Source organism: Peribacillus sp. NPDC097284 (assembly GCF_044761765.1).
GTDB lineage: Bacteria > Bacillota > Bacilli > Bacillales > DSM-1321 > Peribacillus.
Genome location: NZ_JBIWCZ010000003.1, coordinates 279,312 through 306,285, shown reverse-complemented (window position 1 = coordinate 306,285; position 26,974 = coordinate 279,312). Strand labels below are relative to the sequence as shown.

The 26,974-nt window shown below is 37.5% G+C and carries 26 protein-coding genes and 1 pseudogene; 7 read left to right on the top strand and 20 right to left on the bottom strand.

Annotated elements, in window-relative coordinates; genetic code table 11:
• Positions 1–193: 193 nt before the first annotated feature.
• The 3 genes from ACIQXU_RS09490 to ACIQXU_RS09480 all read right to left on the bottom strand — a co-directional run bounded on the left by ACIQXU_RS09490 (position 194) and on the right by ACIQXU_RS09480 (position 5,358).
• A complete protein-coding gene (locus ACIQXU_RS09490; RefSeq protein WP_402988562.1) occupies positions 194–2,440 on the bottom strand; it encodes an AAA domain-containing protein in 2,247 nt (748 codons plus the stop codon).
• A gap of 216 nt (positions 2,441–2,656) precedes the next feature.
• The gene (pepF, locus tag ACIQXU_RS09485; protein ID WP_402988559.1) at positions 2,657–4,453 is read right to left on the bottom strand and encodes an oligoendopeptidase F; all 1,797 of its coding nucleotides are present in this window, start codon (positions 4,451–4,453) and stop codon (positions 2,657–2,659) included.
• A gap of 170 nt (positions 4,454–4,623) precedes the next feature.
• Positions 4,624–5,358, bottom strand: coding sequence for a YqcI/YcgG family protein (locus tag ACIQXU_RS09480; RefSeq protein WP_402868614.1), 735 nt, complete (start codon positions 5,356–5,358; stop codon positions 4,624–4,626).
• A gap of 240 nt (positions 5,359–5,598) precedes the next feature.
• Between ACIQXU_RS09480 and ACIQXU_RS09475 the strand changes: the two genes are divergently transcribed.
• Positions 5,599–5,853, top strand: coding sequence for an alpha/beta-type small acid-soluble spore protein (locus ACIQXU_RS09475; protein WP_402868617.1), 255 nt, complete (start codon positions 5,599–5,601; stop codon positions 5,851–5,853).
• 198 nt (positions 5,854–6,051) lie between these two features.
• Here ACIQXU_RS09475 and ACIQXU_RS09470 read toward each other — a convergent pair whose 3' ends face one another.
• The gene (locus tag ACIQXU_RS09470; protein WP_402988556.1) at positions 6,052–7,140 is read right to left on the bottom strand and encodes a branched-chain amino acid aminotransferase; all 1,089 of its coding nucleotides are present in this window, start codon (positions 7,138–7,140) and stop codon (positions 6,052–6,054) included.
• A gap of 549 nt (positions 7,141–7,689) precedes the next feature.
• On the opposite strand from ACIQXU_RS09470, the gene ACIQXU_RS09465 reads away from it, so the two are divergent.
• A complete protein-coding gene (locus tag ACIQXU_RS09465) occupies positions 7,690–8,961 on the top strand; it encodes an L-lactate MFS transporter (protein WP_402988551.1) in 1,272 nt (423 codons plus the stop codon).
• A 373-nt stretch (positions 8,962–9,334) separates the two neighbouring features.
• Positions 9,335–10,147: a formate/nitrite transporter family protein gene (locus ACIQXU_RS09460; protein ID WP_402868623.1), complete on the top strand. Its 813-nt coding sequence runs from the start codon at positions 9,335–9,337 to the stop codon at positions 10,145–10,147.
• A gap of 120 nt (positions 10,148–10,267) precedes the next feature.
• On the opposite strand, the gene ACIQXU_RS09455 is transcribed toward ACIQXU_RS09460, so the two are convergent.
• Both ACIQXU_RS09455 and ACIQXU_RS09450 read right to left on the bottom strand, forming a co-directional pair.
• Positions 10,268–10,582: a hypothetical protein gene (locus ACIQXU_RS09455; protein ID WP_402988546.1), complete on the bottom strand. Its 315-nt coding sequence runs from the start codon at positions 10,580–10,582 to the stop codon at positions 10,268–10,270.
• A 73-nt stretch (positions 10,583–10,655) separates the two neighbouring features.
• Positions 10,656–10,863 (bottom strand): annotated as a pseudogene (locus ACIQXU_RS09450) (IS1595 family transposase); the annotation flags it as partial.
• Between the two features lie 283 nt (positions 10,864–11,146).
• On the opposite strand from ACIQXU_RS09450, the gene ACIQXU_RS09445 reads away from it, so the two are divergent.
• A complete protein-coding gene (locus ACIQXU_RS09445) occupies positions 11,147–12,223 on the top strand; it encodes an AI-2E family transporter (RefSeq protein ID WP_402988541.1) in 1,077 nt (358 codons plus the stop codon).
• 93 nt (positions 12,224–12,316) lie between these two features.
• Here the strand turns inward: ACIQXU_RS09445 and ACIQXU_RS09440 are convergent, their stop codons facing one another.
• The 14 genes from ACIQXU_RS09440 to yknW form a co-directional block, all read right to left on the bottom strand.
• A complete protein-coding gene (locus ACIQXU_RS09440; protein WP_402988534.1) occupies positions 12,317–12,775 on the bottom strand; it encodes a YueI family protein in 459 nt (152 codons plus the stop codon).
• 563 nt (positions 12,776–13,338) lie between these two features.
• Positions 13,339–13,461, bottom strand: a complete 123-nt coding sequence (locus ACIQXU_RS09435; protein ID WP_402868629.1) for a hypothetical protein — start codon at positions 13,459–13,461, stop codon at positions 13,339–13,341.
• Between the two features lie 114 nt (positions 13,462–13,575).
• Positions 13,576–13,998 carry a nucleoside 2-deoxyribosyltransferase gene (locus ACIQXU_RS09430; protein ID WP_402988525.1) on the bottom strand — a complete coding sequence of 141 codons (423 nt, stop codon included), beginning with the start codon at positions 13,996–13,998 and terminating at the stop codon, positions 13,576–13,578.
• A gap of 472 nt (positions 13,999–14,470) precedes the next feature.
• Positions 14,471–14,821 carry a hypothetical protein gene (locus ACIQXU_RS09425; protein WP_402988520.1) on the bottom strand — a complete coding sequence of 117 codons (351 nt, stop codon included), beginning with the start codon at positions 14,819–14,821 and terminating at the stop codon, positions 14,471–14,473.
• 123 nt (positions 14,822–14,944) lie between these two features.
• Complete coding sequence (locus tag ACIQXU_RS09420) at positions 14,945–15,211, bottom strand: DUF4190 domain-containing protein (protein WP_402958759.1); 267 nt, start codon at positions 15,209–15,211, stop codon at positions 14,945–14,947.
• Positions 15,212–15,352: 141 nt separating this feature from the next.
• Positions 15,353–16,003: an amino acid ABC transporter permease gene (locus ACIQXU_RS09415; protein ID WP_402868637.1), complete on the bottom strand. Its 651-nt coding sequence runs from the start codon at positions 16,001–16,003 to the stop codon at positions 15,353–15,355.
• 14 nt (positions 16,004–16,017) lie between these two features.
• On the bottom strand, positions 16,018–16,656 hold the full coding sequence (locus ACIQXU_RS09410) for an amino acid ABC transporter permease (protein ID WP_402958753.1): 639 nt from the start codon (positions 16,654–16,656) through the stop codon (positions 16,018–16,020).
• 122 nt (positions 16,657–16,778) lie between these two features.
• The gene (locus tag ACIQXU_RS09405) at positions 16,779–17,606 is read right to left on the bottom strand and encodes a transporter substrate-binding domain-containing protein (RefSeq protein WP_402868641.1); all 828 of its coding nucleotides are present in this window, start codon (positions 17,604–17,606) and stop codon (positions 16,779–16,781) included.
• Between the two features lie 22 nt (positions 17,607–17,628).
• A complete protein-coding gene (locus tag ACIQXU_RS09400) occupies positions 17,629–18,357 on the bottom strand; it encodes an amino acid ABC transporter ATP-binding protein (RefSeq protein ID WP_402868643.1) in 729 nt (242 codons plus the stop codon).
• Positions 18,358–18,816: 459 nt separating this feature from the next.
• Complete coding sequence (locus ACIQXU_RS09395) at positions 18,817–19,227, bottom strand: hypothetical protein (protein WP_402869851.1); 411 nt, start codon at positions 19,225–19,227, stop codon at positions 18,817–18,819.
• Positions 19,228–19,467: 240 nt separating this feature from the next.
• Entirely contained in the window at positions 19,468–20,661 is a 1,194-nt protein-coding gene (locus ACIQXU_RS09390) for an ABC transporter permease (protein ID WP_402868645.1), read from the bottom strand.
• Positions 20,661–21,350, bottom strand: a complete 690-nt coding sequence (locus ACIQXU_RS09385; protein ID WP_402988516.1) for an ABC transporter ATP-binding protein — start codon at positions 21,348–21,350, stop codon at positions 20,661–20,663. The genes ACIQXU_RS09390 and ACIQXU_RS09385 overlap by 1 nt, the downstream gene beginning before the upstream one ends.
• Complete coding sequence (locus ACIQXU_RS09380; RefSeq protein WP_402988513.1) at positions 21,347–22,468, bottom strand: efflux RND transporter periplasmic adaptor subunit; 1,122 nt, start codon at positions 22,466–22,468, stop codon at positions 21,347–21,349. Before ACIQXU_RS09380 ends, ACIQXU_RS09385 begins: the two co-directional genes overlap by 4 nt.
• Positions 22,468–23,142 (bottom strand): YknW family membrane protein, encoded by a 675-nt coding sequence (gene yknW / locus ACIQXU_RS09375; RefSeq protein ID WP_402988510.1) that lies wholly within the window; start codon positions 23,140–23,142, stop codon positions 22,468–22,470. Before yknW ends, ACIQXU_RS09380 begins: the two co-directional genes overlap by 1 nt.
• A gap of 340 nt (positions 23,143–23,482) precedes the next feature.
• On the opposite strand from yknW, the gene ACIQXU_RS09370 reads away from it, so the two are divergent.
• The 3 genes from ACIQXU_RS09370 (at position 23,483) to ACIQXU_RS09360 (ending at position 26,947) form a co-directional block, all read left to right on the top strand.
• On the top strand, positions 23,483–23,950 hold the full coding sequence (locus tag ACIQXU_RS09370) for a nucleoside deaminase (RefSeq protein WP_402958745.1): 468 nt from the start codon (positions 23,483–23,485) through the stop codon (positions 23,948–23,950).
• Positions 23,951–23,985: 35 nt separating this feature from the next.
• A complete protein-coding gene (gene ade / locus ACIQXU_RS09365; protein WP_402988505.1) occupies positions 23,986–25,749 on the top strand; it encodes an adenine deaminase in 1,764 nt (587 codons plus the stop codon).
• A 136-nt stretch (positions 25,750–25,885) separates the two neighbouring features.
• A complete protein-coding gene (locus ACIQXU_RS09360; protein WP_402988815.1) occupies positions 25,886–26,947 on the top strand; it encodes a lactonase family protein in 1,062 nt (353 codons plus the stop codon).
• Positions 26,948–26,974: the final 27 nt, after the last annotated feature.

The following is a 26,974-nucleotide window of genomic DNA, read 5'->3' as shown; positions in this document are numbered from 1 at the left end:
TTGAATTCCTTAACTAAGACGATAAGGATTGGAACAAATTTCAGGATGAAAGGGTGATAATGATATTCTAGCGAGGTTATCTATTGGATAATGAATGATTTTTGGTCAAAAATAATTACTTATTCATATATTTTAACGAGTTGAACTATAAAATATTCACAAAAAAAGACCCAATCAGGGTCTTTTCGTCAAATTATTCATTTCTTTTAAATTGAGAGGTAAGTTCCATGGCGATGATTGACGAATCCAGTCGAGCGGATATAAACGGTGGCTGAATTCGATTATTTGTCTCAATAGGGACTCCCAGCCAGACAAAGCGTTTATCGAAGATGATAAACGAGAAGGAAACCGGCAAACTTATAAAGGAATGTAAAGGGATATCCGAATTTCTCTTTCCGGATATGATTGTCAACTTGACCTTGGGGTTTCTTTTCAACAAAATCTGCTTCCAATCATCTGACAGCAAGTTTGCATCAGGGATTGCCATAATCATCTCATGGTTGGTATTACCCAGATCCTCCAAGACTTTTTCCAGTTTTCGTGCATGCATCCACTGCAATCTGGAATGTTGGTGTTTCACCCATTTCCCAATGTCTTTCCTTGGAATCACCTGACCGTTATGCGTTTGATGGTCCACAAGTTGTCGAAGCGTTTTACTACGATATACATGTTTATTTATAAAAGAAGTATCGCACACATGCAGAAATTTACCTTTTGTCCGCGTTATTGCCACATTAATGAGCCGTTCACTTTCTCTTCCTGTCAATAACATCCCAGCACGATCCTGTGGATAGCTATCTACCGTATCAAAAACCATTACATCACGTTCACTGCCCTGAAAACGATGGACAGTTGCGGCAATAATATCAGTAGTTTGCCGTTCGTTCCGGTACAGATCATCCAATAGCTTTTCCATCCATTCAGCCTGTGCCCGATATGGTGCCACATAACCAATCGATTTAGCACCATCAACATATGCTTCATGAATCAGCTGAAATGATAATAATAATTGCCAAAGATTCATCCTTGAGTGGGAAGTACGCTCCGTCATACAATATTCACCAGAACAGCTCGTATCAAGAAGAACAGAAGCCTTGTTGGCAAACGGTTCCGCAGCCCTGATACTTTCTCTGCTTATCGAAACACTTTCATGATCTCCCACAAAATTGTTGTAGACAACACGGTTTGTAAAGGCCGAAATCTCTGGATGCATACGGCGCTGTTCTTTTAAAAGGAATAAATGTGGATGAAGCGTCCCTTCTTCAACTGATTGCGCAACTCCAGCCCTATGAAATATATCCTCTTTCAACCAAAGTTTCACTAAGGAATCACGGGCTGCTGCGATCGGTGGAAGCTGTTTGAAATCACCTGAAACTAAAATGTGTTTAGATAAAGCCGCAGCAAATGCCACTTGCGGTACGTATGCCATGCTGGCTTCATCCAAAATGATCAAGTCATACTCCCTAGTGTATAACGTTTCATCTTTAGCGGCTTTTGCCAGGGTCGTCCCGATAATTTTGGCTTCTTTTAGGAATTCTATCTCTTTTTGACGGATTTTCTCCAAAACCCGCGCCAATTTCTTTTCTAATTCAAGCAATTCGTCGGTGTCCCTTTTACTGAATGAACCTGCTAAATCCTGTTTCAATAAACGTTTTTCTCCTACAAGTTTCTCTTTATCCGCTAATAAGTCCGGTTCATGCTTCCCTAGTAATTGCCCCGTTACAATATCTTCATGAATTGCTAAGGATTCACCGATTTGTGACCCATATCGAAGGACGTCCCCTTCGTGAAAACGTTCTTTCCTTTTTATGAATGAAGAAATTTCGGCCATCAAAACATCAACAGCTTGATTACTATGAGACAGGACGAGTATCTTTTTACCTTGAAAATAATGGTTGGCAGCCGTACGAGCCAATGTGTAGGTCTTTCCAGTCCCGGGTGGACCCCAGACAAATGTGACTGGATTGAACTTTGAGCGTGCATACAATTCCCTCACACTACTTTGTTTCTCGCTGGAAGGATGTTTTTGTGGCATGGAAGGATCCATAAGACGCTTAATCCTCAGCCTCTTTTTCTTACTTCTCTTAACTTCATCTAACCTTGTGATTAGTTGCTCTAAAAGTTCCCAAGGATCGTGGTATAGAAATGCTTCCCCTATTAAATCACCCAATGACCGTTCAAAGGAAAGGATGATGCTTTTTCCTTCTGACGATAAAACTCTCCCATCCTGTTTAATTCCTCCCCATTCCAGCCGTACAATCGACCCGACCGGAATTTTCACTGAAGAGCCCGTTTCGAAGAAATAGGTGAATGAGCCATCACTTGAAAGGAGATGGCCATTTGAAACTAAATATTTTGTACTTCCGTATTTCTTTAGATGCAGAATTTCAAGTTGAAGGGCCTGTTGCCATTCTTTTATATAATTTACCGTTGAATTCATTGTTCACGTTCCCTCACAATTTATGCTAATGAATGAAAAAGAAAGCTATACTAAAATACTTTTTTAAGTGAAATTTGACCACTAAAAAGTGTATACTCTCTCAACATACGGAATAAGACCCAATCAATGAAGATTGGGCCTCTCTTTTGCCAATAATCTTACTATAGCATCTTTTCATTCATCGTACCATGGGCTGTTTTGGAAGAAATGGGTACATTAGCCCTCGTTCAGCTCGGCAAATTGGTCAACCAAATCACTGAAAATTTTCATCGCATTTTCAATCGGTTCCGGTTTGGTTAAATCCACTCCGGTTTTCTTAAGCAATTCTAAAGGAAAATCCGAGCTGCCGCTTTTCAAGAACGTTAAATAGCTTTCAAGGGTCTCTTTGTCTCCAGAAAGGATTTTATCCGCTATGGTGATGGCAGATACATAGCCCGTAGCATACTTGTAGACGTAAAATGGACGATAGAAATGAGGGATGCGTGACCAACCATATTTCACTTCCTCATTAAAGATGATCTCCGGACCATTATACGTGCGAAAAATCTCTTCATAAGCTGTATTCAAAACCTCTACATTAAGAGGTTCATCATTTTCCGCCTTTTCATGGACGATCTTTTCAAATTCAGCAAACATGACTTGCGTGAAGAAGGTTCCTTTAAAGCTATCAATAAAATGATTGAGCAAATGCTTCTTCTTTTGAAGGTCCTCGGTCGTTTTAAGTAAATGACGTATCAGTAAAATCTCATTTACGGTTGAAGCTACCTCCGCAACAAAAATGGAATAACCAGCTGTGATTTTTGGTTGATATTTTGAGCTGAAGTACGAATGCATGCCATGACCGGACTCATGAGCTAGTGTAAACACACTGTCAAGATCGTCACGGTGATTCAGCAATATGAATGGATGCACACCGTAAAGTCCCAAGTTATAGGCTCCAGACCGTTTTCCCGGTGTTTCCCTTACATCATAATAGCGGTTTTCCTTAAAGCTTTTTAGGATTTCCACATATTCCTCACCTAATGGCTTCAACGCATCGATCATTAATGCAAATCCATCATCATAGGTAATGTCTTCTTTAGCGCCTTCAACAAGTGGCACGCTTAAGTCATATGCACGCAATTCATCCACACCCAATACCTTTTTGCGCAAAGCGATATATTTATGCATGGGTTCGATATTTTCTTTTGTGGACGTGATCAGATTATCGTACACTTCTTTTGGCACTTTGTCCCCGAATAGGGATTTCTCTAAAGCGGATGGATAGTTCCGAAGCTTCGATAAGTTGACATTATTTCTTATTGCCGTTGAAAGAGTGGAAGCTATTGTATTTTTTAATTGTAGATAAGGTTGGTAATAAGCCAAATAGGCCTCTTTCCGCTTTTCTCTGTCATCATCTTCTATTAATTTTGAATACATTCCGCGGGTCAACTCTACTTTTTGACCTTTTTCATCTGTCACTTCACCGAATTTAATATCCGCATTGTTAATCATCCCGAAAGTTTTTTGCGGAGCTGAAAATGCATCACCTATTTGGGAAAGTACTTCTTCCTGTTCCTTCGATAACACATGGGCTTTATAACGGTATGAATCAAGTAAATCTTCCTCAAAGTATTTTAATCCCTCTACTTCTGCTATGTATCTTTTAAGTGTTTTTTCATCTAAGCCTAGTAAGAATGGCATAAAGAAGGCAGATGCACTGCTAATCTTTCTGCCTAACTGACCTGCTCGGTCAAGTAGTGCCTGAGATGAGGTGACACGGGTATCCAAATCCGCTTGGAGCATGGCAAATACATAGAGTTTATTATAGGTATATCCGATTTCTTCACTTAAATGTAAGTAATCAAACAACTCTTGAGCTGTATGAATATGACCGTCAAAAGCCTTTAATGTATCAGTTACAGTAAGGACTTCTTGAAAATCCTTCTCCCAATCATCTTGGTTTTTATAAATATCAGTAAGATTCCACGTTTCTTCCTGTTTTACTTCTTCACGTGTCTTGAATGTTTTCATGATAACACTCCCTTTCATATCCCTTATCCTCTTATTATAAGCGACTTTCCGGAAAACCTGCACAGAAATGCATTGTTGAGGATTTTTATTTTTTTATTGTTAATTGGATTAAATCTCACTATCTATTTCAAGAAGCAGATAATGAAAAAACGAGAGCATCTTGCCCTCGTTTACTTGGAATCTTTATGATGAAACGGACATTTCCCAAGGATTGGTTCGCTATCATCACCTATGAAGAATTGTTTCCATTCATTGTGGTTGACATCTCCATAATGACTGATGTCTGGATGCGTGGGCAGGTTATCCCACTTTTCGACTCGTTCCCTTACCTTTTCACGTGACATGATTCCTCCCTTTTCCGTTCCTTCTAACCCTTCAAATATCATTCGAGGTTGAAATCCTAGGACGAGGCTATTACCTAAATCACGCGTTTTACGCTGTTTATATGCCGGTGCATTTCCAAAAATAAAGATGGGTTCCCCTGCAAAATGAAAGTCCCACAGATAATGTTCAGGATCCTTTGGCTTCTCTATAGGCCAAGGTGTATGATCATGGGCATGTAAATATTGAAGGATATCCCAAAATCGCTTACGATATAATTCCAAGTCACCTTCTTCTTTTTCCGGCTCCATGAAAACAAAAAGACCATGCCTAATATATGGAGGCTCCTGAAATAATTGCAGAAATTTTTCTACAGCCTTTGGGAGATTGGACCAATCTTCCTGAGTGATATATGCATAACGCAGTTCACCTTTATTTTCTGCCTTCATGCCAAAATAACAAGGAAAAGTCTTGTCTGTTACCGTATCATGGAAAGTTTGATATTCTTTAATCACCCATTGTGGTACTCTTTTTGGGTTCGTCATGTCTTCTTTCGTTAATAAACAAGAATTCGCAGTCAGCATTTCACTACTCCTCACAAATATTATTTATATTTATGTACCCGTTGCCTAAAAAGTAAAACGTCCGAGGTGACTGCAATTATTGACATTCCACGTTAAAATTTCCCTTTACCTTTCCTTTTGTTCGTTATTTGAAATGACAAATAGAAGAGTTCATATGAAAATTTTTCAATCAATCATTAGCATGAGCATATGATGTTTTTTTTACCTTTTGGACAGCCTAAAATAAAGGGGTGATAATCGGTGTCAAGAAGAAATAAAATCCTAGTAGAAGAAGCCCGAGCAGACCTTAATCAACTAAAAGCCAAAGTTGCTGGATCAAGAACCCATGAGGAGGCGAAATTTGAAGCTGCCAATGAAGTCGGCATTCCTTTAAAAAAAGGGTATAATGGCCAAATGACAGCAAAGCAAGCTGGTAAAATTGGCGGTCATTTGGGAGGTAATATGGTTAAGTCACTTGTTGAAATGGCCAAAGAAAACCTAAAAGTCCAAAAGTAATGTTATATAAAGTGTGGCTCCTCATTCCAGAATAATAAACATATCTTCCCCATCTTTAACAAAACTATATTAAACATGGTGTTCTGTTATTCCAAAATTTTAAAAAGGGGTCTGGAAATAAATCATTCCAAACCCCTTTTGATGAAGGCAAAATGTTTTTCCTAACATTCCGACCCATTTCTGTATGACTTCAAAATCTTAGAGAGTAACTTTTTCTTCAACTTTCGTAGTCCAACCCAATTCATCTTGAATTTTACCTGTTTGAATTCCAGTTAGCGTTTCATATAGTTTTTTGGATAGTTCACCCGTTTCACCATTTTGAACGACCATTTCTTCACCATTCCATAGGAATTCACCTATAGGAGAAATGACGGCTGCAGTTCCAGTACCGAATGCTTCTTCTAATTGACCTGATTTATAGGCATCATAGACATCCTGCATGGAAATTCGCTTTTCACTCACTGGAAGGTTCCAATGTTTTAACAATTCAATGATGGAATCGCGCGTGATGCCCGGAAGAATGCTACCATTTAAAGCTGGAGTAATAATTTCTCCATTGATTTTAAAGAAAACATTCATGCTTCCCACTTCTTCGATATATTTCTTCTCCACTCCATCAAGCCATAGAACTTGCGAATAACCAAGCTTTTCGGAAACCTCTTGAGCTTTAAGGCTCGAAGCATAGTTTCCTCCGGTTTTAGCTTCTCCAGTACCTCCATTCACTGCACGCGTAAAGGATGACTCAACCGCTATTTTCACTGGGTGAATACCTTCTTTATAATAAGAACCTACCGGCGACATGATGATGATGAATTTGTAACGGTCTGATGGAGAAACTCCTAAATAAGGTTCCGTCGCAATAATGAAAGGACGTATATATAATGATGTACCCTCTGCTCTAGGAATCCAGTCGTTATCAATACTAATTAACGTTTTTAACGCCTTCAATGCATAGTCGACATCTACATGAGGGATACATAAACGATCATTTGAACTATTTAAGCGTTGGAAATTCTTTTCCGGACGGAATAAGATAACTTCGTCTTCATCTGTTACATATGCTTTTAATCCTTCGAATACAGATTGTCCATAATGAAATATCATTGATGAAGGCTCTAATTCGAGCGGTTGATAAGGAACAATTCTTGGATCATGCCACCCTTGCCCTTGTGTATAGTCCATAATAAACATATGATCGGTAAATGTTTTACCGAACTCCAGCTGTTCAGCCTTTGGCTTTTCTTTCTTCGTTGTACTAAGCGTGATTTGCATGTCTTGTTCCTTCATTACCAAAACCCCTTGTTGAATATTTTTACAAGATTTCACTTCCATAAAACCTATCTTAATTAGTTTACTCCTATAAGGTTTCATAGTTCAAGACCTTATAACTAAATTTTCCGAATTTTTTAAATAAAATTTCGTTTTCATCTAATTTTTTCGTCATTTAGAGGAAAATCCATTCTATTATGTAAATTATTTGGTCATATCATTCCCTCCCATGCTATCGTTTATTGAATATTTATATGTTTTCAGCTAGCAAATTATCCAGTTTAATTGATTATTATCTCCTATCCCTACATATTAATTAAAAAAATTCTTTTCTCTCAATTTAATGGTGTGTATGTTTCTTCTATAAACTCTTTTACAAAAACACTCCCTTAATTAAGGCCTACTGTCATTTAATCTCATTTTTATTAAAAAAATTTAATTTAGTAGTTTACTAGTAAATAATAATCTTATATACTAAGGCAACGAGATAGATAAAATGCATATAACTTAACGAATCATAGATAAAACGCATGAATCTTTCTCATAACTGTGAAAAGGGGTACCAACATGACAAAAAACAGATGGTTAATCGCTTTATCAGCTATCGCTATCCACCTTTCTATAGGAGGGGCATATGCTTATAGTGTTTACAAAAAGCCCATAGTAGAAGCAATGGGCTGGTCAGAGACTGAAGTTACTTTAGCGTTTACTATAATGATGGCACTTGCAGGGACCTCTGCAGCTTTCTTTGGAAAGTTCGTAGAAAAAAATGGGCCAAGGAAGTCAGCCATGGTTGCCGCGGTACTATTTGGTTTAGGTCAAGCCGGATCTGGCGTGGCGATTATGATTGATTCGCTTCCACTTTACCTCCTTACCTATGGGTTTTTAAGCGGACTAGGAATGGGTATTGGTTACATATCACCAGTTTCGACCCTTGTTAAATGGTTCCCTGATAGAAGAGGACTAGCAACTGGGATGGCAGTGCTCGGTTTCGGTGCAGGGGCACTTATTACAGCGCCTGTTGCAGCTAGCCTTATGCAGTCTGTAGGAATATCTACTACCTATTATATTTTAGGTGCTGGATACTTCATCCTAATGTTTTTAGGTGCTTCTTATATTGCACCGCCCAAAGCAGGTTGGATTCCAGAAGGCATGAAACAAGACATCGAATCAGGAAAAAAGGAATTGAAAAAAGATTTAAGACAATCTACCGCGAAGGAAGCGGTTAGAACAAAACACTTTTGGATGTTATGGTTCATGAAATTGATCAACACTAGTGCAGGAATCATGATGATATCAGTAGCTTCTCCCATGGCTCAGGATGTAGTCGGGCTTTCAGTTGCTGGCGCGGCTACCCTAGTCGGTATCATGGGGATTTTCAATGGTGGTGGAAGACTTGGCTGGGCAGCCGCTTCTGATTACATCGGTCGTCCTAATGTTTTCGTCATTTTCTTCATCATCCAAATTGCGGCATTCCTATTACTTCCGACAACTACCAACTCCTTATTATTCCAAGGTCTGATTTTACTCGTTGTTAGTTGTTATGGAGGAGGGTTCTCTAACCTCCCTGCATTTGCCGGTGATTTATTCGGAACGAAAGAAATCGGTGCAATCCACGGTTATCTTTTAACAACTTGGTCTCTTGGTGGAGTTTGTGGACCTATGTTGGTAACTTATATCAGAGAAAGTACAAATAGCTACATTCCTGTGTTTTACGTTTTCGCAGTCTTGATCACGATTGCATTCGTCATCTCAATAATGCTTCGTTTAGATATCAAGAAAATGAGAAACGCACAGGAACAACAAGGATTCAAGGCTACAGTGGAAAAGATCTCCTGACATGAGCCTTGATTCATCAACTGAATAAGCTAAAAAAGGCATTATCGAAGCAGGCCCTTTGGGCAACATGCTTTTGATAATGCCTTTTTAGCTGCCTGAGGATTACATCCTTTACCAAGGCACACTATGCATCTGGTTATTTTTTCATTATTTTATTTTTTCGATATATTTATTATTCTTTCTCAAAACCCCCAAAATCCCATTAAAATCTATCTTTTTTTTAAAAAAAAATAAAAAAATGTTATTTTGTTATAGAAAAATCTAAATAGAAGTGTATAATAACTGATGGTATTGTTTATATGGTAAGTAAGTCCTTGCCTCTTAACTACTAAAAAATAAAAAATAGAGAAAGTATTTTTCAAGGGGGAGCAAAATGAGTTATAACAACCCGCAACAAATGGCGCAAATTGCAATCAATGCAGGGAAAAAGAAAGCCACGTTGCCACTAAGAAGCATTTTAATTTTAGGATTCCTTGGAGGCGCGTTTATTGCCTTAGGTTTTCTATTTTACATCCGCGTTACGGCCGGATTACCGCCAGAATGGGGTACACTGAATAATCTTATAGGCGGATTAGTTTTCCCGCTAGGATTAATCCTTACGGTCGTTGCAGGCGCAGAATTGCTAACAGGAAACATGATGGCAGTCTCCATGGCAGCACTTGCTAAAAAGGTCACTGTTAAACAATTGACAATTAACTGGATTTTAATTGCCGTTACAAACCTAATAGGCTCCGTCTTTGTCGCATACGTATTCGGACACCTTCTTGGTTTGACCGAAACAGGGGTTTTCCTGGATAAAACCATTGCAGCTGCCAACTCAAAGGTTGATGCAAGTTTTATTGAATCTTTCATTTCTGCAATAGGATGTAACTGGCTTGTAGCATTGGCTATTTGGATGAGCTATAGCGCAGAAGACACTACTGGTAAAATTGTTGGTTTGTTCTTACCAATTACAGCCTTCATCGCTATTGGATTCCAACACGTTGTAGCCAATATGTTCATCATTCCAGCTGGTATTTTCGCAGGTGCACTTACTTGGGGAGATTATATCATGAATTTCATTCCGGTATTTCTAGGTAACGCTGTCGGTGGGGGAATATTGGTAGGATGTCTTTACTACGGTGCTTTTGGACGTTCTGAAAAACAACCCGCAAAAGAAGTACAAAGTTTGAAAAAGTCATCATAAGGTTCGGATTAGATCTCCATTTTACATGGAGGTCTTTTTTTTATATAGGCTTTGTTATAGTTTAAGTTAAATTTTGATTTTAAAAAAGTAGAACTTCTTAAAAACGGAAGTTCTATTAAATTATTTATTTAGTTCTTCGGTAAGAATGTTGATGGCTTCCATAACTTCTTCAACATTTTCCTTGTCATTCATTTCATTTTTAGCGTGAAGTAATACTGGTCGAACTGACTCAACTGAACGCCCGAATATACATCCATTCATATCTTGGAACCATCCAAGTATGAAAATGATGGGATATGCGACATCTTGATGGGCGTAAAAGTGCTCTGTTTCAATGACCACCCCGCCATCTGGTTCAACTACTCCACTTGTTAATGCAAAACTAAGACACTCAACTTCTACCGTTTCTCCATTAGATAAGGTGATTTTTCTCAAGTGTTTTCCCCCGAGCGAAAAATAGTATAGTTTACTTATTCCAGATATAACTCCATTTAGTTAAAAATATAGTTTATATCTCGAACTCAGATAACCTAATTGTACTATATATTTCTTTATTTGGAGTTAAACTCCCCTTAACTAGTATATCTTTCATTGTGACTTCTTCTTTGATGATGGATACTTTCTAACAGGTGAAACCAAGCGAGGTAATTATTTAGATATTTGGTTGCTACACCGTTAAATCGCTGTATCCATCCTTTAAGTCTGCGGTGGTAGTCACAACCGATGCTTTTCTGCTGGATTACGTTTTTGGATGAATTTAAGGATTTCAATTGCTCTCATAGTTGTCACCCATTCATATTTGATAATCCCATCATAGAACATTCGTTCCTTTAAAGTGAATATCAGACCTTTAACAGAGCCTTTATATAAAATATTCAAGAATTTGTCCATTCATTTCTACTCTATCGAAAACCACTGAAAATGGCATAAAAGTTTAGTATAGCGTCAATCAAGGGAAATAGTGATAGTAAAAGTAGATGTAGAAGGGGGAATTCAATTGTGTGGATAAACAAACCTTTTTTTAAATATGCAACAGGGATTATTTTAACCATACTGATCATTGTATTACTTGGTAAGATAGAATATGTTTTTAGACCCATTCAAAATATCATTGCGGCCGTATTTTTCCCCATCCTATTAGCTGGATTGTTATATTACATATTAAGGCCGGTTGTTCAATTTCTAAGCAAGTTCATTCCTAAAACTTTGAGTATTTCCTTAGTTTTTCTGATAATATTTAGTGCAATTGGTTATGGCAGTTACTTTGGAAGCCCAGTTCTCGTTGATCAATTCCAAAAATTATCGGATCAATTCCCAGGTAAAGTCAAGGAACTTTCTGAACAATCCGAAGATGTCGAACATGTGATAGAGAAAAATGATTTTGGCATGGTAAATATAAAAACCCTAAAAGAGAACTCCGTAACCTATTTTAAGAATTTTTCAGATAAGATCATGGTAAATATCAACACCATTTTCACTACAGTAACAAGTGTTCTAACTGTTATAGTCATAACCCCGTTCATTTTATTTTATTTTCTGAAAGATGGCGAAAAATTAAGGCCGTTCTTATTAAAGTTTATTCCAAAAGAAGTGGAGGCAGAGGGAAACACTATATTAAAAGACGTCGATAAGACTCTATCGACCTATATTATCGGCCAATTCATCGTATCAATCGTAATTGGGGTCTTATTATATATCGGATACCTCATCATTGGACTCGATTATGCATTAGTATTTGCCCTTATAGCTATGGTATTTACGATTGTACCCTTCCTAGGCCCACTGATAAGTGTACTTCCAGCTATTTTCATCGCTTTGCAAACAGATGTTGGTTTGGCGATAAAAGTCACCGTTGTCTTTATAGTGGTTCAGCAAATCGAAGGTCACCTGATTACTCCAAACATTATGGGAAAGAGACTTAACATTCACCCATTAACGATTATCTTGCTGCTCCTCGTTGCCAGTTCAATATATGGATTCATCGGTATGTTAATTGCAATTCCTGTTTACTCAGTCCTAAAAACGACCATCGGTAACTTTAGGAAGTTTTATAGATTGAGAAAGAAACGAACATAAATATATATGTTCTAAGAAGTGAGGGCCCATTATTGGTCCCTCTTTCTGAGGTTTTTTTCCATAGACTATTCCCATACCTTCGCTAGATTGCTCTTATCGTGGTTTCTTTAGTACTTTTTTTACATATCTCTTAATCCTTGCTTTTAAACTATTCTTCTTAACAGTTTTAGGTTTACTCTTTTCTTTCTCTTTCTCAATATAAATATTCCCTTTATCAATAGCATTTTTTTCGGCCAATACCAGACCTAAATCGGAATTGTATTCCTGATTTAAAACAACCTTGTACGGAATCTTATATTGATTAGATAATTTAATGTATTTCCCTAAGTACTGATAATCCATTTGACCATTCAGAAGTAAATTAGCCCGTGGATATTGTTTCATCCTATTTTCTATTTCTGGATATAGATTGTTTTCAAAGACTTGTGATTTTGTTAATACGATAATGACTCTTTCCCGTAACGTCCCAAGAAACTCCCTACGTTCACCCGGCTTGATTTCTTTTGTTCCATAAATTCCTTGTTCGAGGTAATCCTCCACTTTGCGAGACAAGTATTTTTCACCTCCTACATTCCTTCTTCATTATATGTCATTTTCCCTCTTATGGTGCCCAATTTCCTGTATGCTTCTAAATAAGTATGTATAAAAAACATGAAATTTAACCTCCATTCTTAAAGAGGCGTTAGTACTATGTAGAACTTTAAGAACAAAAAACTGTGAGGGATAAAAACTCTTAGCAGTGATAAACTAAAAATCCAATGACTAGTAGAATGATACAATTTTATACATTTAGACACTTTTCCCCAACTAAATTTATGAATTTCATGTTATAATTTACAAATAAACAGATGTTGATTTAAGCTTGATCACACACTACATATAAGGAGGAAATACAGATGTATGATGGACTTCTCTTAACGATTATTGAATCAGTTTTTGTTGTCGGAACTATTTCCATGTTTGTTATTTTAGGATTTGTAAAGGGCCGCGTTTTTTAATTTCCACTACTATTCATTCTATTCTCACATGCCTGATTACTTACTCTTGTAAAATTGGTAATCAGGTTAAACTTATTTACAAAAGAAAAAAGCATATCCATTGCGGCATGCTTTTCTTTACCAATTATCCGTCTTATCTAATAACTTATCAATGTCAAATGTATAGAGATGAACTGGAATTGATTCTTCGGCCATTTCTTCAGTAGCTAGTAATAACTTATCAATGTCTATAGTAGCCAAATAAACTTCCTCCCTTTTTTAGTAACCTATACCCGATATTTTTATATACTAAACATTACGTTTTGATTTTTATTTTTTTGGGGGTATATTCAACTGTTTATACAAAAGACATTATTAAGAATTCATAGGACTTGGATCATCTTGTTCTGCTGGGGCAAGTGATTGAATTAATTTCACCAACTTATATAAAGTCCCGCTGCAGATGATGGCACCAGGGATATTATGGAATATTGATTTTTTGTTAATATGATAATTCTCTTTTTCAGGCGAATACACAACTATTTTTTTATTTGAAGAAAGGGCATGTCCTAGTTCATAAAGGTTTCCCTTTCCCGCAGTAAGAAAGATTAACATAAAATCCGCTTCATCTATTCCTTCCTTTTCATAATCCCCTAAACTATTAGTGGTTTCTTTATTACCATTCTTGTCAAAAAGATTCCACTCATTTACACATGAGAACCCCTTTGCATTCAATTTCTTTATTAATGATTTAACTTGCTTTATATTTTTTTCATCCGATGCTATATAATACTTCACTAATACACCTCCATATTATTGATACTTTTTACCTATATTATCTACACTATACATATTCGTTATAAAGAACTCAATATCCTTTCAAAAATAAAAATAATTGTATCTATTCTCTATATAAATCGGCTAGTATCAATAACACCATTGATGCATCAAGTTAATATGACAAAACTAAGCTATAATTTCTTGGTCTCCCAGTGGATATGAATACTTTTCTACCTAAGAATGATTAAACGAAGTAATTACCATTTTTCAATAAATTCGAAGAAAGACAGGCATGATAGCCTATTTAAATAACCCCTCATACATCTTATTCCTAAATGCTCGCCATTTGAAACCGTTAAAGTGCGAAGCTCTACTACCCTTTCGGAGGTACGTTCAAAAAGAACCTCTGCCATTCAAAATGAATTGTCATTATACTTTCCATAACCGTAGATTAAATACAGGAATCCCTTTTTCACACAGAAAAAAAGCCTTATCCTCTCCGTAGGGTAAGACTTTGTCTTTCTTTTTCATAAGTAATATGTTCAATTTCAATGCGAAATGGGTCAGCCTCGCAAATATTAATTCCTCGATCTACATTCACTTTTTCCATTTTAGTTGCATCAGGGATTAGTTTCTTTGAATGGATAAAATGTTCGACCATCGAACACAATAGTTCTTGAGCACAAGCTAGAGCGTCGCCCCTATCTCTTCCGCTAACGGAAGATGTGAAACCCTTTCTCTTAAAATCAGGAAAACACACTTGAATTGAAAATGAATCCATGATTAAAGGGTGCTTTTCATAATAAAAAACAGCAGGATACTTAAATATCTGATTGGACAAAAACAACATCCCCCCTTAATATTTAATTCATGTCAATCATAACATATTTTCCCAAAATAATCCTTATGAAGTATTTCCTTTATCTTCATATTTTCAAATTAGATAAGTAGAATTATCGCTATTTTATGACGGAATAGAAAATAAGAGGATAATAAGGACTATGATCATATTAAAAATGATCCCCATAATACTGCATACTTTTCCTGCTGTCGCCAAATTGATACCAGGCTCTCCCGAATGTACAATTTCTTTTGTACCATTTGAAGCAAAAATCAGACCTAATATCCCTAATATAACTCCGATAAAGGGAATGAGAAGGGATAGAATTCCTAGGATTAAAGAGGCTAGTGCTTTGCTATTGGTACGCTTAATTTCAGACAGCTTTTTCACCTTCTTTCCTCTTCATATGTATACGATTTTGAAATGCATATGATTCACATTATCGCTCATTTCGAGTCCCCTCCTATGGAATAGAAAGAAAAAATAGCTGAGATATGATAAAAACTCCGACTCAAATATGAGTCGGAGTTTTTAAGTACGTTTTAATTCTAGTCTCCTGGCCACTAAAGATAAGCTAAAATTAACGGCAAAATACATTAGGGCTACTAAAATTAAAATTGGAATCAAGAAATTTTGACCTTGCCCATAGATGATTTGCCCTTGATGGGTCAATTCTGGCAAAGAAATCACTACCGCTAATGAGGTGTCTTTCAATAGAGAGATGAATTGGCTCACTAGAGGTGGGACCATTCGGCGTAGTGCCTGCGGAAGTATGATATGTATCAAGGCTTGCACATAACTTAAACCAGATGAACGAGCTGCCTCCATTTGTCCTTTATCAACTGATTTCAACCCACTTCGTATTACTTCGGATATCATGGCTGATTCAAAAACGGTCAAAGCAACAATCGCAGCTGGAATAATTTCCAACTTAATTCCTACTTCAGGCAACGCTAAATATGTAAAAAGAATGATTAACAACAATGGTAAATTACGAATGGTTTCAACGCCGACAGCTAAAATTTGTGATACAACTGGTATCTTTGCATAACGTAAAATGCCGACTAGTCCCCCGATGATAAAACTTAAAATGATAGATACAAAAGCCACCTGAATCGTTACCCAAAAACCTTCTAATAAAAACTTTAAATGATCTGGTGTGTATGCTCCTAAAAAATCCATGTCTTATACCTCCCTTAATTACTCTTAGCCAGACGTTTTTCTAAATAACCAACGCCAAGGCTTAAAGGAATGGTAAGAATTAAATAAAACGCTGCTACGAAAATGTAAACATCGAACACTACAAAGGTTCTTGAGGATATTAAATCACCGTGATACATAAGATCTAATCCAGCAACGACTGCTAAAATGGAAGAATTTTTAACGAGATTGATGAATTGGTTCCCAAGAGGGGGAATGACAATTTTCACGGCTTGTGGCAAGATGATGAATCTCATCGCCTGTCCATATGTCAGTCCTGAAGAACGGGCTGCTTCCATTTGTCCTTTCGATACCGAAAGAATGCCGGCTCTAATGGCTTCCGCAATAAATGATGATGTGTATATAGTCAAGGCTAACGTACCTGCATATAACCCACTTAATTTCAGGCCGAGGAAAAAGAAAAATGTGATGATCAATAAGGGTATATTCCGTATGAACTCCACATATGCGGTCCCAAGCCAATTCAGAGGCTTAATCGGAGCAATTCTCATGATAGCAATAAGCACACCAAGGATTAAGCTTGATACTAAAGCAATTAAACTAGATATGATTGTATTTTTAAAACCCATTAAATACATATCTAAATTCTCTGTCAAAATGGAGAAATCAAGCAAGACATCCACTCTCCTCTAACTAATCAGGATGAGCAAATTGCTCATCCTGACAGATCCAAATATTATTCTTTTAGTAGGTAAGTAAAAATCCTATTTCTTCTTACCACATGTAAATGAATACGTTATTGCTTAATCCACTTATCATGAATTTCATCATATTTCCCGGAGTCTTTAATTGATTTAAGAGCTTTGTTCAATTCATCTACAAATTTTTCATTTCCTTTTTTAACTGCAATTCCATATGGCTCATCCGTAAATGTGCCGCCAACAAGTTCGTAATTTGGATCTTCATCAGCCATACCATAAAGTATGGAATCATCTGTCGTCAATGCATCACCTTGACCTGATTTAAGTGCTGCGAATGCTTCCGAATAATTTTCGAATTCCAAAACATTTGCTTCGGGAGCTTTTTCGCGGATATTTATGGCTGAGGTAGAGCCTTTTACAGCCAACACCTTTTTACCTTTTAAATTATCAATACCTTTGATGTCACTTCCTTTTTTAACAAGTAATGATTGTCCAGCATCGAAATAGACATCAGTGAAGTCAACTTCTTTTTTACGTTCTTCCGTAATGGTCATAGTCGCAACAATCGCATCGATATCCCCATTATTCAATAAAGGCATTCTTGTTTTAGACGTTACTTCTTTGAATAATACTTTTTCTTCATCACCAAGGATCTCCGCTGCAAGTGCTTTCGCAATGTCGATGTCAAATCCTTCTACCTCTTTTGTATTTGGGTTTTTCAATCCAAACAGACGCGTATCATTCTTTACCCCGAATACGATTTTATCGTTATCCTTAATTTGAGTTAGAATATCTTTATCTTTGTTGCCGCTTCCACCATCTTTACCTTCATCAGAATCCTTTTCCCCGCCACAACCTGCTAATAGTATGACAGCTAGTACTGAAAGCAATGATAATTGTAACCATCTCTTTTTCTTCAACATGTAAATCCCCCCTATTTTTTATTTAATGATTTAATATACGGCTGAGAAATAGACGCGCCCTCTCTTCGTGAGGGTTTTCGTAAAAATCAGCCGGTATTGCCTCCTCCAAAATCCTGCCCTCATCCATGAATACGATTCGGTCCGCCACTTCACGGGCAAATCCCATTTCGTGTGTGACCACGACCATCGTCATTCCTTCTAGAGCAAGCTTTTTCATCACATCAAGTACCTCGCCGATCATTTCTGGATCCAAGGCTGAGGTAGGTTCATCAAACAACATGATTTCTGGTCCCATTGCCAGTCCTCTGGCAATGGCAACACGTTGCTGCTGTCCACCGGAAAGCTGTGAAGGATAAGAATTCGCCTTATCCGAGATCCCGACTTTTTCCAAATACTTTTGGGCAATTTTTTCCGCTTGCGCATTCGTTTGTCCTAAAACCTTCTTAGGTGCCAACATAATATTTTCCAATACGGTTTTATGAGGGTAAAGATGAAAATGTTGGAAAACCATACCGATGTTTTGGCGCAACTTATTAATGTCTGTTTTTTTATCCGCAACATTCATCTCATTGATGGACAGCGAACCTTCCGATATCGTTTCTAAGCGATTAATACAACGAAGAAGCGTACTTTTTCCTGATCCAGATGGACCGATTACTACGACCACTTCTCCCTTATTAATTGTTAGATTAATATCTTTCAATACATGAAAATCACCAAAATACTTATTAACCTGATCAAAAACTATCATAACTAATCCTCCCTAGCCTGCAACATTTTTCAAAAAAACAAAAATAGTCCAAATAATCTGAATTAAAATGCGAAAAATGCAATAATTTTGATACCGGCCATCTTAGTTTACTTCATTCTATACCTATGTATAATTTTCTTAAGAGAGAACTCTTCTGAAAGTTATATCAAACTATTAATTCTAAAAAAATTCATTTACTATAACACTTTTTATTATATCCAATTCTTCATATAATTTCCATAAAAACTTATATTTGTTATTTTTTCTACCTTATTCATTTTTAATAAAGTCGAATTTTATCATATTTCGTACAGAACAACACGTTTTTTAGACTAAATGAAGGAGTGCTGCTCTAAATAGATCTTTTTCTAGTAAAGTAATGGAAAAAGGAGGGGCAGAAATAATAAATCGTTTCTGCCCCTCCTTTTTATACCCCTTCAGACTCCTTGTTCTCACCATTTATTCCTTTATAATAGAATCCTCAAATGGTGCTGAAAATAAACCCTTTGGACCTAGCATATCTGTTTCTGACTCTCGCTCATCACCTTTGACTTCATAAGAACCCGCAGGAAAGAAATCAAATAATTCACTATCCTTATGTAATTCCAGAAAGTACTCAGAAAGCTCATCCATAAGTTGCTGATATTCTTCGTGTTCGATGATTTCACCGGACTCATCAATTCGAAAATTCATATTAATCGCATCCTGTAGCCGTGCATGGTTCGAGGCTGCAATATATAAATCTACGTCTCCACATTCCATACATAACAATTCTCCTTCTTCCCTTGCCTCTTCATAAGAATTTCGAACCATTTGCTTAAGAATACTATCTATTTCATTAAGGTTATCTAGTTGTCGTATAGTCTTCATCACACAATCTCCCCCAAAATCTTAAAAATATTTTTTCGATTTATTACGTTTTATCTACTGCAAGGAAAATAGAACTAAAAACTATGTTACTACCTTCAATTACAAACGTTTTGTTGTTTTTTCAATTCATGTGCAACACGGAGGTTAGCCTACCGGTATAATTGTATACCATAATAATAGCATGATAGGAGAAAAGAAGAAAAAAAACCTGTACTCAAGTACGTACAAGTTTCGAGATGCTTATTCATATCTCAAGGATTCAATCGGATTCATTTTGGAAGCCTTATTCGCCGGTAAAATTCCGAAAACAATGCCTATTGTCATGGAAAAGGCTACACCGCCAAGGACAACCTGCCAAGAAATAAGAGAGGGAAGCCCCGCAAAGAGAGAAATTAGCGTGACAACGATCCACCCTAAAACGATGCCCAACAATCCACCAATCAGTGTTAAGATGATCGATTCAATTAAAAATTGAGTTAGTATCTGTCTCCTTGTGGCTCCTAGCGCCAAACGAATGCCAATCTCTCTAGTCCGTTCCGTAACGGATACAAGCATGATATTCATTACACCAATCCCCCCCACGACGAGCGAAATGCCTGCAACAGAACCGATTATCAAAGTCATGATCCTGGTAATTTGACCAATTGCCGAAGCGATTTCTTCCATATTTATAACTTGATATGATTCCCCTGCATTGTGAATTGAATTAAGTTTGGCAGAGGCTTTTTTACCGATAGTGTTCAATTGATCAGTATTTTCTGCCTGCAACAGAATAGAGGTCACATCATTTTTACTGAAGACCGTTTTCCATGTATTAGATGGCATATACAATTGCACTGTATCAAAAGCAAGGAGCCCTGTTGATTTTTCCATTACTCCAATAATTTCAACGGGTTGCGTTCCAATCCGAATGACTTGTCCAATTGGTGATTTCCCATCAAATAAATCCTCTTGCATCGTATGGCTTGCAATGGCAACTCGCGCTCCACCCAAAAAGTCAGCAGAAGTGAAATTTCTTCCACTGGCCACATTAAGTCTATTTAAATCCAGAAAGGCATCATTTATGCCTACCACAGAACTATCGATGGATTCCTGTTTGTGGCTAACTTTTGTAAACTCTGAACTTGAAGCAACCACCCGTTTAACACCGTTAAGATTTTCAAGTATTCGGATATCTTCCTGATTAAAAGCAGCTTCATAGATAATATTCGGATTCGACTGCATTTCTTCCTCTGAGGGCTGATAAAATAATTCAACCGTATTACCCGGACCTACAATTTCCGATTTCAGCATCGCTTCCCCACCTTGCCCTATTGCAACTACGATAATGACAGCGGCTACTCCAATTATGATGCCCAACATCGTTAACATAGAACGCAATTTATGAGCTTTTAGAGAACTCAAAGCCATCGTGACATTTTCGAATACACTCATTAATCCTCCCCTCTTTCTATGAGGGTAGCAGGAAGAATTTCACCGTCGCGTACAAATATGGTCCTAGAAGCGTATTCGGCAATTTCGGCTTCATGTGTTACCACAACAATTGTGACTCCCTCTTCATTCAACTTCCTGAATTGTTCCATTATCGCCACACTCGTGATTGAATCTAGTGCACCAGTTGGTTCATCCGCTAAAATTAATTGGGGTTGTGTGACAATAGAGCGTGCAATAGCAACACGCTGTTTTTGCCCTCCAGAAAGAGCATTCGGTAGATGACTCATTCGGTCTTCAAGTCCCACCTTCTTTAATGCTTCTTCTGAACGGAATTGACGTTCTTTTTTTGAAACGCCGGCATAAATCATCGGTAGCTCAACATTCTTCCAAGCAACTAGTCTTGGTAATAATTGAAATTGTTGAAAAACGAATCCTATGGATGTATTTCGAACCCTAGCCAATTCGTCTTCTGAATAACCAGAGATATTTTGGCCCGAAAGCCAATACTCTCCAGTTGTTGCTTGATCTAAACATCCGATTATATTCATCAATGTGGACTTTCCCGAGCCTGAAGGTCCCATAATCGCAACGAACTCTCCATTTTCAATGGAGACATTCACGTTTCTCAACACATGGACATCCTCTTTACCTAATTGATACGTTTTTGTTATTCCTTTTAACTCGATCATTCAACCGTCACTTCCATTCCTTCTTCAATCTTATCCGAAGGATTGATAACAACTCGGTCATTTTTGTTTATGCCTTTGATTACTTCGATTTTTTCTCTGGAAATGATACCAGGCTTTATTTCCTTCCTTTTTACGAATTTCCCGTCCACCATATAGACGAACATACGGTCACCCTCATCGATAATCGCATCCATTGGGAGTACAAGTGCCTTCTTTTTATCTGTTTCAATTTCCATGAAAAGCTGAAAACCAGGCTTTAAAACATCCGTTTCACTTATTAGTTTAGCCGTTACTGGATATTGGACAGCCTGGGAATTCCCTTGACTGAGATCTGTTTTCTGAGGAAGGGAATGTATATTCACAATTTCTCCTTTCCACTTCTCATCCTCAACGGCATCAGAACTAAAACTCACACTTTGCCCTTTCTTTATTTTCAATGTGTCGTATTCAGAAAGAACTCCTGAAACTAGCAAGTTACCAAGATTGCCGATTTGGATAAGAGGTTCAGCCGTACCTGTTACAGCTAAGGACTCTACTTGTTTACTTACGGTGAGCACGACACCATCCACCTTACTCTCCACTTTCAGATCCCGTATCTGTTCATTCAACTGTTTTTCCTTCAAAAGCACCTGTTTCAACTCAATATCTGCTAATTTTGTATCCGTATCAATTTGATCGAATTCTGGTTTTAATTGTTCTTCTGCTCTATCATCCCCAACTTGTTTACTTAGTTGTTTTTCCTTTTCTTCAAGTTGTTCCTTCTGCCTTTTTAACTGATTGATTTTCAAATAAGCAGATTCTTTTGATAGGTTGTTTTGTTCTAATTCAGATTCTAACTGAGGATTTTCATAAGTCAGCAGAAGATCACCTTTTTTCACTTTCTGACCTTCTTTGACTTCAACCTTTTTAAGTTCTCCCTTTTCTGTGGAGAAATAAACCGTCTGTTGATTTTCCATCGCTACACTACCTGGAATCATGATGGTGGAAGAAATATCCTCCATTTTGGGAACTATCACCGAGATCGATGGTCCTTTAGCCAAAACCTGCCGGTAAACGCTAACAGTGACCATTATTACAATGAGTAGACTGACTCCTATAATGATCCATTTCTTTTTCATTACATGCCACTAATTCCCGAGAATAAACTACCGATGAACGCCATACCTATTTGAAATAGGAAAAAAATAATAGCTATCGTCACAGCTACTCCCTTAGAGAGGTTCGCCACTTTATTTAGACCAATGGCCATCAAAACAGTGGCCCAGATGGTAAAGACCTCAAAGACTCCCAAAATCTTAGAATCCGAGTTCAGTAAACCTGCCAAACTCGTAACATACACTTCAGGATTTCCACCAATCAGCAAACGTATAAGTCCGTTTAAAAAAAGTCCTATAGCTGTGATTAAATAAATAAACGTCTTCATTGAAAATATTTGTTTAAAACTCACTTCTGAATTTGCGATTTTAGCCACTGCTAGCAAAACAGCACTGGAAATTAGAACCGATACCACTGGTGAAAGAACACCGGTAATAACCATGGTAACCAAAGTAACCATCTTAACAATTTCAACTTGCCCTGAAGGAACTTCTTCCCCAATTAATTCATTGATATCTAATGATAGACTTAAAAAATATGTACCAATTAAAAAAAGTAAAGTGATCAATAGCATTGGAACCCAAATCTTTGGCTTGCTTTTGATTCTTTCGAATTGTTCCACAGGACTTGTAATCATTCCAAACAAAGAAGGACCCTTTATCTGCTCCTGATTTAAATCTCCCAACCTTTTTTCCATATAAAAACACCTCTTCCTTGAATTTACTTACATTTATTCTACGAACAAATTTTCATTAAGTTTCAAAAAAGTATAAATGTAAACGCGGATGGACAACTTTTTAAAAAACTAAAATGGAGAAGTTGATGAATTCACGATTTTACCGAGATGACTCGCAATACATAAATCCTTTTTACCTCCCTTATTATTTCTTCTATAATAAATTTCTCAAGAATGAATGATTTAAAAAATTATTTTCAAAAATGCGTTCAACGATTTCCTAAATATGTTATATTATATATAAATTTCATGTTATGTAATATAACACAGCTTTTAAATATAAGTCGGAGGGGTGTTTTAGATGAATATAAAATTCATGGAAATGGCAGTGCAACTGGCTACTGAAAATGTGAAGAAACAAAACGGTGGTCCTTTCGGAGCCGTGATCGTAAAAGATGGGGTCATTATAGGAAGAGGCTGTAATAATGTCACTACGGCGCTTGACCCCACTGCACATGCTGAAATCCAAGCTATTCGCGATGCTTGTAAAAACCTGAACAGCTTTCAGCTTACAGATTGTGAAATCTATACTAGTTGTGAGCCCTGCCCGATGTGTATTGGTGCTCTTTATTGGGCACGACCTAAAGCAATCTATTATTCTTGTACAAAACAAGATGCAGCTCAAATCGGGTTTGATGACGATTTTATTTATCAAGAGCTTGCGATCCCAATGGAAAACCGCTCCATCGCCATGCATCGTATAGATTTCACCGACCATGATTTACCATTCCGCACATGGGAATCTCAAGCAGTTAAAGTGGAATACTGACAATAAGCCTAAGTCCAGATGAGGAGGAGGTCTCTTTGAAATCACACTTAATGAAAAAGAGAATGGACGTTGCAGCAGGTAGAATACCTGCTGATTACGTCATTAAAAATGGGAAAATCATTGATGTATTCAATGGGGAAATTTATACTGGCGACGTTGCTATAGTAGATGGTTATATTGCAGGTATTGGGAATTACGAGGGAATCTCTGAAATAAATGCCGCAGGTAAATACGTATCACCTACATTTATCGACGGACATGTTCATATTGAATCATCCATGGTACGGCCTTCTGAACTGGCCAAAGTTCTACTTTTACATGGAGTAACTTGCGTCGTGGCGGACCCACACGAGATCGCCAATGTATCAGGAAGGAAAGGGATACAATATATGATTGAACAATCGGATCACCTCCCTTTCGACTTTTACTTTATGATGCCATCTTGTGTTCCGGCAACTGACTTCGAGGATGCGGGCGCTGTTTTAAAAAGTGAAGACTTATATTCTTTTTACAAAAATCCGCGGGTGCTTGGTTTAGCTGAAGTGATGAACTTCCCAGCCGTATCCAATGCAGATGATGATATGATTCAAAAAATCATCGATGCATACAAGAATGAAAAAAAGATTGATGGCCACGCTGCCGGACTTACTGAACAGCAACTCAATGTATATATGGCTGCCGGTATCCAAACCGATCACGAATGCACCACCGCAAAGGAAGCAAGAGACAGACTACGGAAAGGAATGTACCTTATGCTTCGGGAGGGAACTGTAGCAAAAGACTTACGAAATCTGCTCCCTGCCGTTACTGAACAAAATTCCCGCCGTTGTTTATTCGTCACCGATGATCGCCACCTAGATGATCTTGTAACTGAAGGTAGCATTGACCACAATGTCAGAATTGCCATAGAAGAAGGAATCCCCGCTCTGACCGCGATTCAAATGGCAACAATAAATGCCGCCGAATGCTTCGGGTTAAGAGAACATGGTGCCATTGCACCTGGATATAAAGCCGACTTTCTATTATTCGAAGATCTCCAATCCATCCAAATTCAATCCGTTTTTAAAGATGGCAAACTAATTTCTAAAGATGGCCAGTTAGTGAACTTCCCTGAAGCCCCGAAACACAAGTTGGAGGAAGAATTAACACAGACGGTACACCTTCAAGATTTGTCAGATATAGATTTTCATATAACCTTACACAATGCCCTTGCCAACCTTATTGAAATCATACCGAACAGTCTAGTTACAAAACATATAATCGAACCGGTCGCTCTCAATCAAAATGGCCTATTTCAATTTTCCCCCTCCATGGATCACGTAAAGCTTGCTGTTATAGAACGGCATCAAAAGACAAAAAAAATCGGCCTTGGAATCGTCAAGGGTCTTGGCCTACAATCAGGTGCAATCGCCACAACGGTTTCCCATGACTCGCACAACTTAATTATCGCTGGTACGAATGACCAGGATATGCTGGTAGCTGCTGAGGAAATAAAAAAAATGCAGGGAGGATTAGTCATTATCCAAGATGGTAAAACTCTTGCCTCCCTACCTCTTCCGATTGCTGGACTAATGAGCACAGGGACGTATGCGGAAGTTTTACACAACTTAAAGGAAATGAATCACGGGTTATTGAAGATTGGTGCCAACAGACACTTTAATCCATTCCTGACGCTTGCTTTTTTAGCGCTTCCCGTTATACCTGAAATTAAATTAACAACACAAGGCTTATTTTTAGTTTCATCATTTCAACATATATCAAACCAAGCCAGTACATCTAAAAAAATCGAAACCATATAAAATCTTCACTAAACGAGTACCTTTTTCTGTTTCAGCAAAATTTTATTGTTAATTAAGATTCAACTCCATTAAATTCGGGGAAAGATATATGAGTTCATCGTATGTTAAAATAAACTCATTATCTTTCTAGGAGGGAATCAATATGGAAAATCCGAAACAAACCTTTACCGGATACATCGGTACTTATACGAAAGGAGACAGTAAAGGCATTTATCGTTTCACACTTGATAGTAACGAAGGGAAGATTACAACGCCCGTCCTTGCTGCTGAATTAAAGGATCCTACTTATGTAACGATTAGTGAAGACAAAAAACATTTGTACGCCATCTTAAAAGAGGCCGGTAGCGGCGGTGTTGCTGCATACTCTATTGATGAAGGATCAGGTGATCTTACTTACTTAGGTAAGGAGCTAACTCCTAATGGATCCTATTGCCACATTAGTATCGATAGCAAAAAAAATGTTTTGGTCACAGCCAATTACGGAGATGGGATTATCGAAGCTTACAAACTTAACCCCGACGCAACACCTGCTTCAGTATCATCCACGATACGCCATACCGGAATGGGACCTAACAAAGAGCGTCAGGAAAAGGCACATGCACATTATGCAGGCTTTTCACCTGATGAAAAATACATTGCCGTCGTTGATCTTGGAATCGATCAAATAAACACATATGGAATACATAATGGAGTATTGGAAAAAGTTAATAGTTTGGCAGTCACTCCTGGAAGCGGGCCAAGACACCTAACCTTCCACCCTAATGGAAAAATCGCTTATGTTATGACAGAACTTGCACCTGAAGTCATTGTATTGGCGTACGATTCCCAAAATGGAAGTTTTTCAGAATTGCAAACCATCCGGACAGTCCCAGAAAATTTCCGTGAAAACAATCAAGGAAGTGCGATCCACATATCTGCGGATGGGGAGTTCGTTTATGCAGCAAATCGTGGGCATGATAGCATCGCTGTCTTCCAAACCGATAAAAAAACCGGAAAACTAACCTTGGTTGAATTAGTTTCAACAGAAGGACACTGGCCACGTGACTTCGCCCTTGATCCTAGTGGGAAGTTCCTTGTTGCCTCTAATGAGGAATCAGGGACCTTGACGTTGTTTTCTCGAAATGATATAAATGGTAAATTAACGTTACTTCAAAAAGATATCCAAGTGCCATTCCCAGTTTGCGTGAAGTTTCTTTAAACCCTTTTCATACCATATAAAAAATAA

Coding starts and splice junctions, on each gene's coding strand:
- ACIQXU_RS09490 (WP_402988562.1), bottom strand. CDS start 2,440: ATGAATTCAACGGTAAATTATATAAAAGAATGGCAACAGGCCCTTCAA.
- pepF (WP_402988559.1), bottom strand. CDS start 4,453: ATGAAAACATTCAAGACACGTGAAGAAGTAAAACAGGAAGAAACGTGG.
- ACIQXU_RS09480 (WP_402868614.1), bottom strand. CDS start 5,358: ATGCTGACTGCGAATTCTTGTTTATTAACGAAAGAAGACATGACGAAC.
- ACIQXU_RS09470 (WP_402988556.1), bottom strand. CDS start 7,140: ATGAAGGAACAAGACATGCAAATCACGCTTAGTACAACGAAGAAAGAA.
- ACIQXU_RS09465 (WP_402988551.1), top strand. CDS start 7,690: ATGACAAAAAACAGATGGTTAATCGCTTTATCAGCTATCGCTATCCAC.
- ACIQXU_RS09460 (WP_402868623.1), top strand. CDS start 9,335: ATGAGTTATAACAACCCGCAACAAATGGCGCAAATTGCAATCAATGCA.
- ACIQXU_RS09415 (WP_402868637.1), bottom strand. CDS start 16,003: ATGGATTTTTTAGGAGCATACACACCAGATCATTTAAAGTTTTTATTA.
- ACIQXU_RS09405 (WP_402868641.1), bottom strand. CDS start 17,606: ATGTTGAAGAAAAAGAGATGGTTACAATTATCATTGCTTTCAGTACTA.
- ACIQXU_RS09400 (WP_402868643.1), bottom strand. CDS start 18,357: ATGATAGTTTTTGATCAGGTTAATAAGTATTTTGGTGATTTTCATGTA.
- ACIQXU_RS09395 (WP_402869851.1), bottom strand. CDS start 19,227: ATGAAGACTATACGACAACTAGATAACCTTAATGAAATAGATAGTATT.
- ACIQXU_RS09390 (WP_402868645.1), bottom strand. CDS start 20,661: ATGAGTGTATTCGAAAATGTCACGATGGCTTTGAGTTCTCTAAAAGCT.
- ACIQXU_RS09385 (WP_402988516.1), bottom strand. CDS start 21,350: ATGATCGAGTTAAAAGGAATAACAAAAACGTATCAATTAGGTAAAGAG.
- ACIQXU_RS09380 (WP_402988513.1), bottom strand. CDS start 22,468: ATGAAAAAGAAATGGATCATTATAGGAGTCAGTCTACTCATTGTAATA.
- yknW (WP_402988510.1), bottom strand. CDS start 23,142: ATGGAAAAAAGGTTGGGAGATTTAAATCAGGAGCAGATAAAGGGTCCT.
- ACIQXU_RS09370 (WP_402958745.1), top strand. CDS start 23,483: ATGAATATAAAATTCATGGAAATGGCAGTGCAACTGGCTACTGAAAAT.